Source organism: Paenibacillus sp. S28, from assembly GCF_016624415.1.
In the GTDB taxonomy this organism is placed as follows: Bacteria; Bacillota; Bacilli; order Paenibacillales; family Paenibacillaceae; genus Paenibacillus_AQ; species Paenibacillus_AQ favisporus.
The window spans coordinates 53,261-65,510 of the sequence record NZ_JACVTM010000007.1 but is presented as its reverse complement, the minus strand read 5'-3'; the positions used below and the strand labels follow the sequence as shown (position 1 = coordinate 65,510).

Annotated in this window: 9 protein-coding genes; all 9 read left to right on the top strand. The window is 50.1% G+C overall.

Annotation, left to right across the window (positions count from 1 at the left end):
• The first annotated feature begins 31 nt into the window (after nt 1-31).
• The 9 genes from IAE55_RS18030 (at nt 32) to IAE55_RS17990 (ending at nt 12,062) form a co-directional block, all read left to right on the top strand.
• Nucleotides 32-1,183 (top strand): Gfo/Idh/MocA family protein, encoded by a 1,152-nt coding sequence (locus tag IAE55_RS18030; protein ID WP_200633436.1) that lies wholly within the window; start codon nt 32-34, stop codon nt 1,181-1,183.
• 197 nt (nt 1,184-1,380) lie between these two features.
• Complete coding sequence (locus IAE55_RS18025) at nt 1,381-2,550, top strand: dihydrodipicolinate synthase family protein (protein WP_200633435.1); 1,170 nt, start codon at nt 1,381-1,383, stop codon at nt 2,548-2,550.
• A gap of 38 nt (nt 2,551-2,588) precedes the next feature.
• Entirely contained in the window at nt 2,589-3,410 is an 822-nt protein-coding gene (locus tag IAE55_RS18020) for a sugar phosphate isomerase/epimerase family protein (RefSeq protein ID WP_200633434.1), read from the top strand.
• Between the two features lie 76 nt (nt 3,411-3,486).
• On the top strand, nt 3,487-4,728 hold the full coding sequence (locus IAE55_RS18015) for a Gfo/Idh/MocA family protein (protein WP_200633433.1): 1,242 nt from the start codon (nt 3,487-3,489) through the stop codon (nt 4,726-4,728).
• Nucleotides 4,729-5,134: 406 nt separating this feature from the next.
• Nucleotides 5,135-6,085 carry an ABC transporter permease gene (locus IAE55_RS18010; RefSeq protein WP_076321385.1) on the top strand — a complete coding sequence of 317 codons (951 nt, stop codon included), beginning with the start codon at nt 5,135-5,137 and terminating at the stop codon, nt 6,083-6,085.
• Nucleotides 6,079-6,975, top strand: a complete 897-nt coding sequence (locus IAE55_RS18005) for a carbohydrate ABC transporter permease (protein WP_200633432.1) — start codon at nt 6,079-6,081, stop codon at nt 6,973-6,975. The genes IAE55_RS18010 and IAE55_RS18005 overlap by 7 nt, the downstream gene beginning before the upstream one ends.
• Before the next feature lie 86 nt (nt 6,976-7,061).
• A complete protein-coding gene (locus IAE55_RS18000; RefSeq protein WP_200633431.1) occupies nt 7,062-8,663 on the top strand; it encodes an extracellular solute-binding protein in 1,602 nt (533 codons plus the stop codon).
• Nucleotides 8,664-8,769: 106 nt separating this feature from the next.
• A complete protein-coding gene (locus tag IAE55_RS17995) occupies nt 8,770-10,212 on the top strand; it encodes a response regulator (protein WP_200633430.1) in 1,443 nt (480 codons plus the stop codon).
• Between the two features lie 398 nt (nt 10,213-10,610).
• Nucleotides 10,611-12,062 (top strand): sensor histidine kinase, encoded by a 1,452-nt coding sequence (locus IAE55_RS17990; RefSeq protein ID WP_234489655.1) that lies wholly within the window; start codon nt 10,611-10,613, stop codon nt 12,060-12,062.
• The last annotated feature ends 188 nt before the right edge of the window (nt 12,063-12,250 follow it).

Below are 12,250 nucleotides of genomic sequence, written 5' to 3'. Positions count from 1 at the left end.
CGATTATACGAAGCGAAGGGAGCGATGAACGATGGCAGTTCGCAACATCGGCATTATTATGAACGGCGTTACCGGACGGATGGGAACCAACCAGCATTTGGTCCGTTCAATTCTTGCGATTCGCAAGCAAGGGGGCGTCGCGCTACCGGACGGCGACGTCATCATGCCCGACCCGATTCTGGTCGGACGGCAGGAGAGCAAGCTGCAGGCGCTGGCCGCCGCCCACGGCGTCGAACGTTGGAGTACCGATCTTGAAGCATGCCTCGCCGATCCGTACTATGAAATCTATTTCGACAGCCAGACGACGGTGCGCCGCGCCGAAAGCATCAAGCAGGCGATCGCCGCGGGAAAGCATATTTATTGCGAGAAGCCGACGGCCGTCGATTTGGAAGGGGCGCTTGAACTGGCCCGCATCGCCGCTGAGTCCGGGGTAAGAAACGGCGTCGTGCAAGACAAGCTGTTTTTGCCAGGATTGCTCAAGCTGAAACGCTTAAACGACTCTGGCTTCTTCGGGCGTATCCTGTCCGTGCGGATGGAATTCGGCTATTGGGTATTCGAGGGCGACTGGCAGCAGGGTCAGAGGCCATCGTGGAACTACCGCAAGGAAGACGGCGGCGGCATTATCGTCGACATGTTTGCACACTGGCGTTATGTTCTCGAGAATTTGTTCGGGGAAGTGAAGGCTGTTTCCTGTCTTGCCGCTACACATATTCCGAAACGTCTGGATGAACAGGGCGTTCCGTACGATTGCACGGCGGACGATGCGGCGTACGCCATATTTGAGCTGGAAGGCGGCATTATCGTGCAGGCCAACTCGTCCTGGGCGGTGCGCGTAGACCGCGACGATCTGCTCACGGTTACGGTCGACGGCACCGAAGGCAGCGCCGTGGCGGGTTTGCGGGACTGCAAGACGCAGCATCGGGTCAACACGCCGAAGCCGGTATGGAATCCGGACATTCCGAACCCGTTCCAGTTCCGTGACCAATGGGTGGAGGTGCCGGACAACGCGTCATACGACAACGCGTTCAAGGTGCAATGGGAAATCTTCTTGAAGCATGTCGTCATCGGCACGCCGTTTCCGTGGGATTTGCTCGAAGGCGCGAAGGGCACCCAGCTTGCCGATCTCAGCTTGCAGTCGTGGCAGGAACGCCGCTGGATCGACGTGCCGAAGCTGAGCCTGTAAAATAAATACTAAAAAATCGGCTTTTCAGCACCGAGAAGGTTGGATGAAGCTAGGGACTGAGCAACGCAGCGTAGGTGAGCCTACGTGAGTAGCGGAAGGCCCGGCTGAATTCAAGATTCGACGTCGAGTAAGCTTCATAGCTATACTTCGTGATCAAAAGTCGATTTTTTAATTACCTCTTAAGGAGGGGAATACAGATGGCCAAATCGTTGCTCCTCCCCCGCGCAGGGGGAGTGTTGTATGAGTATACACCGGGCAAAGCAGGCTCGTTCTCCGTGCCGGCCAAGCCGTTTACGGGCCGCATCGCCTTCTCGGCCGCCCATGTCGTCTGCGATCCGTTTGCGGACGCAGATCCGCTGCATCATTCGCAGATTGATTGGAACTCGACGCTCGCCTACCGGCACCATTTGTGGTCGCTCGGTCTGGCCGTGGCGGAAGCGATGGATACCGCGCAGCGCGGCATGGGCCTCGACTGGAACCGCTCGAAGGAGCTTATCCGCGCTTCGATCGCGGAAGCGCGCTCGGTCGATGGCAAAATCGCCTGCGGCGCAGGAACCGACCATCTGTTTCCGGGACCGTCGGTCACGATCGCCGACGTGGAAGCCGCCTATGAAGAGCAAGTCGGCTTCATCGAAGGCGAGGGCGGTCAAGTCATTCTGATGGCGAGCCGCGCGCTTGCCGCCTGCGCGAAAGGGCCCGAGGATTACGAGCGGGTATATGGGCGCATTTTGGGGCAGGTGAAACAGCCGGTCATTCTGCATTGGCTTGGCGACATGTTCGATCCCGCTCTGGCCGGCTATTGGGGATGCAAGGATGATCTGGACGAGGCGATGGACGTTTGTTTGCGCGTCATTCGGGCAAACGCGGACAAGGTCGACGGGATTAAAATCTCGCTGCTCGATGCCGGTAAAGAAATCAAGATGCGCCGGCTGCTGCCGGAAGGCGTCAAGATGTACACCGGGGACGACTTCAACTACCCGGAACTGATTAAGGGTGATGAGCAGGGCTACAGCCATGCGCTGCTCGGTATATTCGACGCGATCGCGCCGGCCGCTGCCCAGGCGCTTCATGCACTAGACGCAGGCGATCTGGTCAGTTATGAGGCGATTATGGAGCCTACCGTTGCCTTGTCGCGTCATATTTTCCAGAAGCCGACGTACGCCTACAAGACAGGAATTGTGTTCATGGCCTACTTGAACGGCCACCAACCGCATTTCCGCATGATCGGGGGAGCGGAGGGATCACGCTCGATCGTCCATTTGGCCGAGCTGTTCGTGCTTGCCGACAGGGCTGGGCTGTTGGCCGATCCGGAGCTTGCCACCGAACGGATGAAGCCTATCTTGGCGCTGGCGGGTATTCGGCCGTAATCATTTATAGAGATGTTTGAAATCAAGGAGGGATCAGTATGGAACCGCTTCGTTCCATAGACAGACTCAGCTTGAACCAGATTACGACCGATCGGCTGAATATGCGTGAGGCCGTGGAAGCATGCGTTCGCGCCGAAGTACCTTGGATCGCGCTATGGCGGCATAAAGTTGGCGAGACCGGCCTGGCCGAGAGCAAGCGGCTTGTGCGGGACGCGGGCCTGCGCGTCTCCAGCCTGTGCCGTGGGGGTTATTTTCCGGCGGCCACCGCGCCTGCGCGCAAAGAGCGGTTGGACGACAATCGCCGCGCTGTCGAGGAAGCGGCCGAGCTCGGCACCGATGTGCTCGTGCTCGTTTGCGGACCGGCGCCAGACCGGGATATCGATTTCGCCCGCAAGACGGTCGAAGAAGCGATCGCGGAACTTGTGCCGTTCGCCCGCTCGCACGGAGTCAAACTCGGTATCGAGCCTTTGCACCCGATGTACGCCGCTGAACGCTCCGTCATCAATACGCTGGCGCAAGCCAACACGCTCGCGGAGCAGCACGACCCGCAAGACGTCGGCGTCGTCGTCGATGCGTTCCACGTCTGGTGGGACCCCGAGCTGTACGCGCAAATTGAGCGAGCCAAGGGGCGTATACTCGGCTTCCACGTCTCCGATTGGATCGTGCCGGTACCCGACCTGCTAATGGGCAGAGGGATGATGGGGGACGGCTTTATCGAGTTGCGCCGGATGCGTCATGCCGTTGAAGCGGCCGGTTATCTGGGGGCGATCGAGGTGGAGATCTTCAACCGGCAGGTATGGGATATGCCGGGAGACGAGGCGCTCACGCTAATCAAGGAACGTTATTTGCAGCATGTATGAATTATAAATTTGCAGCTTTGGCGAACCGGGAGAATCGTTCCCGGCACGTCAAGGCATAGCTTTGGAGGGAAGGAATGTGAAGATTTGTCGCACCGCGCTGATCGGGATCGGGGGATTCGGCGCTGAACATGTGAAAGTCATGCAGAAGCTGGTCGAAGAGGGTAGCCTGCAGGTTGCTGCTTTTGCGGAGCCGAATGTCAGCGCTCATCAAGAGTCTTACGGCAAGCTGACCGCGCTTGGAGCCGTCCATTATATAGACTACGTGCAGATGCTCACGCTGCATCCGGATATCGATTTCGTCGTAATTGTCACGCCGATCTCCTCCCACAAGCCGATGTGCATCCAGGTGATGCGGATGGGCTTTCACGTGCTGGTGGAGAAGCCCCCGGCGGTAACGATTCAGGACTTGGACGAGATGATCGCGGTGCAGCTGGAGACCGGGCGCTTGTGCCAGGTGAACTTCCAGAATACGTCGGGCCAGGCGTTCCGAACGCTGCTGGAAAGGATCGGCTCCGGTGTGCTCGGGCAGGTGGAGCATGTGGTCGGCATTGGCATGTGGAAACGGCTTCGCTCTTACTATGATCGAACCCGCTGGGCTGGCAAACTGGTCAGCGACGGCCAGTATGTGCTGGACGGGACGTTCAACAATCCGTTTGCTCACTTGCTGCACCATAGCTTGCTGGCGGCCGGAGGAGGCTCCGCAGACTTGTACCCGGAATCGGTGCAGGCCGAGCTTTACCACGTCAATGACATCGAAGGGGACGATGTCTCCTGTATTCGCGCCGTTATGGCTAACGGTGTGAGCGTTCATTTTTACGCCATGCTTTGTCGCGAAGTAAGCGAAGTGCCTTCGATTGCAGTTTACGGAACGCGAGGGGAAGCGCATTGGAATTACCAGAACAAGCTGACCATTCGCGCACAGGACGCCGAAGAGGATTTGGCGTTTGGTCCGACCGATTTGATGTGCAGCATGTATCTGAACCTGATGGAAGCGATTGAAACCCCAGGGAAACCACTCTTCTCGCCGCTCAAGGCAAGCCGAAGCTTCGTGCTGGTATCCAACGGCGCCTATGAGTCGGCTCGCGCCGTTCGTGCCATTCCCGGCCGATTCGTGACCGAGAGGGAGGATGGAGACTCCACGGTGCGCTTGCTGCCCAGCTTGTCCGAGAAGATGAGAGACGCGGCAGCGAAGCGGCAACTGTACAGTGAATATCCGCTTCCTTGGGCGACGCCGACCCGGCTGTTCCGGATGGAGGGCTACAGCCGATTCGAGCTGCCTGCCAATATGCGCACAAATAACGGTAGACCGACCAATTAGAGGCGTTCCTTCAGGGGTCTTCTTTTTACAATGTCGAGGTTTAATCTAAAGATAAACCATAAATCAATAGTTTCCCTAGGCAACTCCACTATTCACTGTTTTTTTGGATTCCAACACAGTTAAAGATGGGGTTTCTTGTTGCAAGGGGAGGCCGACCATGTTACATGCATTAAAATTTCATTTTATGTAATTTTGGAGGCATGCTACCTATTTAAATGAATCAGGACCAAATGGTCTCTGGTTCTTTATTTTGTTTACCTGACTAATTCCTCACTCTACAGTTTACATACAACTACCTTTTTAAGTTATTACCAAATTGATTTAAGGGAGTACATTTTTTTATTTCATCCTGAAGGTAAAATGATAAACATGAGAGCTCCTTATTACAGTCGGAGGGATGGGAAAAATGAAAGCGGTTTTAGACAGCTCCCGAAAGTACGGCGCAACAAAAAGGAAAAATAACTTTCTGTACTATATCAAAAGAGACGGTCTGTTATATTTTCTTTTGCTGCTGCCGATGGCGTATATCCTGATTTTCAAGTATGCACCCATCTATGGCCTTGTGATGGCATTCCAAGATTACAACATTTTTGAAGGAATTAGAGGGAGCGAATGGGTAGGACTGGATGTGTTCCGGTTTATTTTTGAGCAGGACAGCTTCTACCGTGCATTGAAGAATACGCTGGTCCTGAATGTGCTGGACTTGATCGCGGGTTTTCCAGCGCCCATTCTTCTGGCGATTTTGCTCAATGAAGTAAGACAAGCAAAATTCAAGAAAATGACCCAGACCGTGTTGTATCTGCCCCACTTTTTGTCCTGGGTTATTATTGGCGGTATGGTCTATCTGATGTTTTCTAACGGCGGCATGATCAACAATTTCCTGTCGAGCTTTGGTTTGGAGAAGATTGAGTTTCTGTCGCGGAAAATACCTTGGCTGATTACTTATATTGCCGTTGGCGTATGGCAAAATATCGGATGGGGCACCATCATTTATTTGGCAGCCATTACCGGAATCAATAGGGAGTTGTATGAGGCTTCCGATATTGATGGCTGCAGCAGGCTTCGCAAAATGTGGCATATTACACTGCCTGGCATTAAGTCAACTATCAATATTTTGTTGATTCTCCAAATAGGAAGAATGGTTTCTATCGGATTTGATCGTCCCTTTGTGATGGGGAATTCACTGGTTAGCGATTACTCTGATGTTATCAGTACTTTCGTGTATAGAGTTGGTATTAGTTCGGGTGATTTCTCCCAGGCAACGGCGGTAGGATTGTTCCAATCCGTGGTCGGCCTGATCCTGCTGTTATCTGCAAACTTTGTTGCGAAAAAATTAGGCGAGGATGGGATATGGTGAGGATGGCGATCAATAGGGGCAAGATGAAAAAAATGACTGTAGCGGATATTGCCATCATTGTATTTATCGCGGCATTGTCCTTCACATGTATCGTACCGTTTCTGTATATGATTGCGCTTTCTTTCAGTTCCAACGAAGCAATTATTTCTCAAAAGGTAGGACTGTGGCCAGTAGACTTCACAGCAGAAACGTACAAAACCATATTGAGCGATATGGATATGCTGTATACGCTTGGATACAGTATTGTGCTTACGATATTTTACACGTTGGTATGCATGTTCCTGACCATATGTGCAGCGTATCCGTTAACGAAGAAGCGGCTGAAGGGAAGAAACTTTATTTTGACGGCGTTGGTCTTCACCATGTATTTCAGCGGCGGTTTAATTCCCTCCTATATTCTGGTTAAAAACCTGGGCATGATGAATTCGGTTTGGAGCCTGGTTTTGCCGGGTGCCATGAGCGTGTTTAATATGATCATCCTGAAAACCTTCTTCAGCAATCTTCCGGAGAGTCTGGAAGAATCGGCAGCCATTGACGGGTGTTCGGATCTGGGCATTCTCATCAAGATTGTGCTCCCCCTTTCGTTGCCATCGATCGCCACATTAAGCCTTTTCTATGCGGTGGACAGATGGAATGGATTCCAGGATGCGCTGTTCTATATTACGAAAAAAGAGCTGTACCCTATGCAGATGAAGCTATACCAGATCATTTCGGCCAATCAGCAGTTGGATAGCCAACAAGGAGGAGAAGGAAGTGTCGGCTCCTATATTGTCCCTGAGTCTTTGAAAGCGGCCAGTGTCATGTTTACAACGATTCCGATTTTGCTGATCTATCCTAAACTGCAGAAGTATTTCGTGGATGGTGTGATGACTGGGGCTATCAAGGGATGATGGGGAAACAGATTATGATGAAGGGGGGATCACGGCCTCGCGGATGATTTAAAAGAATCAATCACAAGAACGAAAGGGTGGTTAACGTGTATAAGGGCATAAAGAAGAAAGCAGCAATTCTATTCAGCACAGTGCTTCTAGCCGTAGGAGTGGCAGGCTGTGGTGGCGCAGGCAATAACAATGGGGAGACGGTATCAAAAGGGTCCAACGCATCGGAAACGGGCTCCGGTTCCCCAGTAACCTTGACAGTGGAAGTGTTTGACAGAGGTATTCAGGGACAACCGGACTTAAACAACAACAAGTGGACCAAATATGTCAATGAAAAATTCGGGAAGCCTAATAACGCCATTGTAAAATTTGTTCCTGTCCCCCGTTCCCAAGAAGTCGATAAGCTGAATGTGTTGATGGCTGCCAACGAGGCTCCTGATATTTCCTTCACTTATGACGGGAATACCGTAACCCGTTTCGCAAAAAGCGGTGGCCTTTATACACTGGACGAATTGTTGGAGAAGCATGGTCAGCAATTAAAGTCTTATCTGGGCGAGAAAGTTCTTTCCTACGGGAAATATGAGGGCAAACAAATCTCGATCCCAGGCAAGCGGACTCTGATTGCTTGGAACGGCATGTTTATCCGCAAGGATTGGCTGGATAAGCTGGGAATGCCTGTTCCAACGAATCGGGATGAATTATATAATATCCTCGTTGCTTTCCGTGACAAGAACCCGGGTAATGTGGATGGTGTCATTCCGTGGGCAACAGCGGCTTCCGGCATGAACTACACCTTTGGCAACCTGATTCCTTCGTTCTGGGGTCCGATGTCGGAGGAGGAATTCGTTACCACCACCAATTGGCTGAAGCCCGGCACTAAGGATGCTTATAAATGGCTGAACAAACTGTACAATGAAAAGCTGATCAGCCCCGACTTTGCGCTGGATAAAACAACCAAACAAGCGGATGCCGATGTGACCAATGGCAAGGTAGGCTTCTACGCTGCCAACTGGGATTATCCACTTTCACAAAAAATTCGTGAACCACTGAAGCAAAATGCACCTGATGCCAACTATGTTGCTGTAGATACCTTCAAAAACGATGAGGGGAAATACCTGAAAGAGATGTACAATGAAAACGGGATTTTCTCCTTCATCCCGAAAAGCAGCAAGAATGCGGAGCTGGCCATAAAGTATCTGAACTGGATGGCTGATCCGGAGGTGTTGTTCTTCCTTCAGTTTGGCGAAGAAGGCGTCAACCATAAGCTTGTAAACGGCATCCCGCAAGGGATTGCGCAATCCGGCGAAAATATGCAAACGAGCAATCTGAATATGGATTATACTCTAATTGTTAACGGTGCAGAGCTGGGCGATACCGAAAAGAATGTCCGAACGTACGCAGCAGCCTTAGCAGCCGGAGATCAAAACTATGAAAAACTGGCTGTCGAATCATACAAGATCAATACGACGGATGGTTATACAGGCTTCTATTACGGCGTCTCGAACGAAGCTAGTATCAAGTACGGCAAAACGTTGGGTGACATGAACAAGCAAATGAGTGACAGGCTGGTCGTTGCCAAGCCGGCAGAGTTCGACGCCTTGTATGACAAGCTGGTGAAAGAATATATGGACGCCGGCGGTCAGGCTGTTCAGGATGAGAATATAAAGAATTATAGAGATGTCAAAGCACAGAGCAAGTAATCCATGGCATAAGGATAAACCAGTCTGTGGTTTATCCTTTTTTCGTTGCTGTTCCCGAATAATTTTGCTATTATTCGGGGGAATCCATATGTTCAGGAGGATACCCATGTACAAGGTCATGATTGTAGATGATGAGCCGTGGGCAATTAAAGGAATCCGCAACGCCTTCGATTGGGATAAATATGGATTTGAAATTATCGGACAATTTAAAAGCGCTTACACGGCGTGGGATGCCATAAAAGCGAATGAACCCGATTTGGTATTTACGGATATCCGTATGCCTGAGATATCCGGACTGGATCTGATGAAGAGGGCCAAAGTAGAAGGGCTGGACATTGAGTTTGTCATCGTAAGCGGTTATGCGGAATTTGAATATGCACAGGAAGCGCTGCGCTATGGCGCGCTGGATTATTTCCTGAAACCTTTGGATATCGATAAGGCTGATCCCTTCATTGCGAAGCTGGCCATGCACTTCTCCCGAAGAAGCACAGCACGCAACCAACTCCTTCTGGATGCACTGACCTCGGCGAATGAGGACGAGATAAAGAGCTTCCTACCACTTCCCGATGATGCAGCTGTGTACTATTATCAGGTGTTGACCATCTATTTCGAGGGAGAAAATAAAAATATTAGGAACCTGCTTTCTTTGGAGGGAAAGCCTGTTTATGTTGTGGAAGTTGAAGCCGGTGCCCGAAAAATGCTAGTTGTCCTGATGACGGAGCATAGGGCTTGTCTGGAAGGACTTTCGGATAAATGGGTTCTCAAAAAGACGGGCATCCACGTTATGGGCGTCAGCAGCATCTCTAATCAACTAAAGCACATGAGCAAGCTCGTTAAAGAAGCAGACCTGTCCGCTTCCCAGGTTTTTCTTGAAGAAGCTGGGGGCGTCGTTCACTACGAGCCGAAGCTTCATCTGGTGAAGCCATGTATCGATGAAATCCACCACATCCTACTGGGAAATCAATTTGACGATGTGGATGCGTACATTAAAGGGCTGCAGGCATATTTCAGGGATCATCATCTGGGCATGTCTGAGGTTGTCTACCTGTGGAATCAAGCCGTCGGGATCCTTATCAAAGCATATTCTGAGGAATTGAAGGATATGGAACTGGAATTCCTGAATTATTCCGAGATCAAGGAACGATTTGAACACTTTGAATCGCTATGCAGCTTTTTACATGAGGTTCTCGACTCCATCAGGATAGGAAACAGCCGCTCTGTGCAGGAAGGGGACATCCAGTCCTGCTTCAACAGGATGATCAATTATATCAACCATCATTTTGAGCAGAAATTGTATTTGAAGGATTTATCTGCCCAATTCTTCATTAACCAGGTGTATTGCTGCCAATTATTCAGAAAAAATCTGGGCAAAACCTTCTCAGAATATGTGTCGGAGCTGAGAATCAAGAAAGCCCGTGAGCTCCTGAAGCGAACGGATCTATCCATTGAAGAAGTGGCCATTCAGGCCGGGTATGTCGATTATTATTATTTCAATAAAGTGTTTAAGAAGCATTGCGGGATGACCCCTACCAAATTCAGAAAAAGTTGATATGAACGGAGCGGCGGGCCATGAAGATCAGTAAACTGAAATTGAAGCATCAGATATGGCTTATCTTTTTTTTCTCAATCATCATATTTACTGTCATGGAATTTTATTATTATTATAGTTTCTCTAATTTAACTCAGAAGAGAGCCGCCCATTACAGTAACCAGATGATAGAACAAACACGCCGCAAAATTGATTCTGCATTTAGTGATATCAGGGTCAGCACCAGCATTGCGGTCAATAGCAGACGGGTTCAGGAATTTTCAGTAGTGGATGATGATTACCAAAGGGCGTTTAACAGCGGTCCAAATGCATTGGATCTCATGGAATATATGAGATCCTTTAATTCGTATGTGGACGGAATTGTAATTAATGATATTCGGGGAAGACGGCTTTACAGTTTGGCATCAGCAAGCGGAGATATTTTTTTTCTCAATCGTTACGATACCTTTATCCAGAAGTATAAGGAAGATCCTTCGCTCCGGGACAAGGGGATGTTCACCTCGATTCTAAAAGATGACAGAACAGGAACGGAACAGTTCTTTTATATAGCGCCGATTGTGGAGGCCATCGGGGGAATCTATTTCTCCCAAATTACGGGTTACTGTACCGTTTTGGTCAATATGGACAAAATGCAGGGGCTTGTAGAAAATACGGAATTAACGCCCAACTCTACCTTGTACATTCTGAATAGCCGGGATGAGGTGATTGCTTCCACCAATTCCAATGCCCGAGGTGCGTTATTCAGGGAAGTTCTGTCTATGGATAAGGGCATTCTGCTTAACGGGGTCAAAACAACGATTGATGGGGAAGATATTCTTGTCCAGGTTAAGGGTTTGGAGCAGGCAGACGGGTGGCGGGTTGTGAGTATGATTCCAGTGCAAGAGCTTACCGCAGACATGAACCCTATACGGAAAGTCAGCATTATCGTGGGGATTGGGATGATTCTAAGCATGCTTATCATGGGCAGTTTCTTTATGAACAATCTGATGCGTCCAGTGATGGGACTTGTTCTTGATATGAAGAGAGTGGGGAGCCGGGACATGGGCTTCCGCATTAAAGTCCGGTCTACCAATGAAGTAGGCATGCTGGCCGACGACATTAACCGGGTAATCAATGAAAGGGAACAGATGGCAAGAGATATGATCAATACCCAGGCCAGATTATATGAATCTGAGCTGAGTCAGAAACAGGCGGAGTTTGCTGCCCTGCAAAGCCAGATCAACCCCCATTTTCTCTATAATACGCTCAATTGCATCAGCAGCATCGGATTGGAATACGGAAGCAGGGAGATCGCGCAAATTGCATCTTGCATGTCCAAAATATTCCGGTACAGTATAAGAAAAGATGATCTTGTACGGATAAGGGAAGAGCTGGACTGTATTCAGGCTTATGTGAACATTATCGCCATCCGGTATGAAAATAAATTTATCATCGAGATCGAAGTGGACGAGGGACTCCTGGAGATGCAAACCCCCAAGATGATTCTCCAACCCATTGTGGAGAATGCAGTCTATCATGGGCTGGAACGGATGGATCAAGGGGGCCGGCTTCAAGTTACCGGGAGCATAGATGCGCATGGGGACGTGTGCTTCCAAATCACGGATACCGGGAAGGGCATGGACCCGGAGCAATTGGCTTCCCTACAGGCTAAGCTGGGCATGGCATCCCCGGAACCTGCACCAGATGGCCAACCTGCTACAAGCATCGGACTTTCCAATATCCATAACAGGCTCCGGCTATTGTTTGGAGAGGGTTACGGGATCGCCATACAAAGCCAGTTCGGCCATGGAACAACAGTGACCGTGAGGATTCCAAAGCTGTTAAACAACCGCAAACCTTCGGAAGAATAAGGTTATGTCGATAGCCGGACACACTACAATGTAATGTTTTTCTTCAGGACACACCCCTTAATCGGGGATTGTGTCCTTTTTTTCTTCGAATTCCCGGCGATAACAATCAGACGTTGAGAGGGTTAAGTATAATCCGAAGGTCAAGACACTTTTTCTAAAACGGTTACCAAAACAATTTAAGATAGTAC

What these genes read in the sequence shown, in the direction of transcription:
- IAE55_RS18005 (WP_200633432.1), top strand. Translation starts at nt 6,079, where the DNA reads ATGGTGAGGATGGCGATCAATAGGGGCAAGATGAAAAAAATGACTGTA.
- IAE55_RS18010 (WP_076321385.1), top strand. Translation starts at nt 5,135, where the DNA reads ATGAAAGCGGTTTTAGACAGCTCCCGAAAGTACGGCGCAACAAAAAGG.
- IAE55_RS18025 (WP_200633435.1), top strand. Translation starts at nt 1,381, where the DNA reads ATGGCCAAATCGTTGCTCCTCCCCCGCGCAGGGGGAGTGTTGTATGAG.
- IAE55_RS18030 (WP_200633436.1), top strand. Translation starts at nt 32, where the DNA reads ATGGCAGTTCGCAACATCGGCATTATTATGAACGGCGTTACCGGACGG.
- IAE55_RS18020 (WP_200633434.1), top strand. Translation starts at nt 2,589, where the DNA reads ATGGAACCGCTTCGTTCCATAGACAGACTCAGCTTGAACCAGATTACG.
- IAE55_RS17995 (WP_200633430.1), top strand. Translation starts at nt 8,770, where the DNA reads ATGTACAAGGTCATGATTGTAGATGATGAGCCGTGGGCAATTAAAGGA.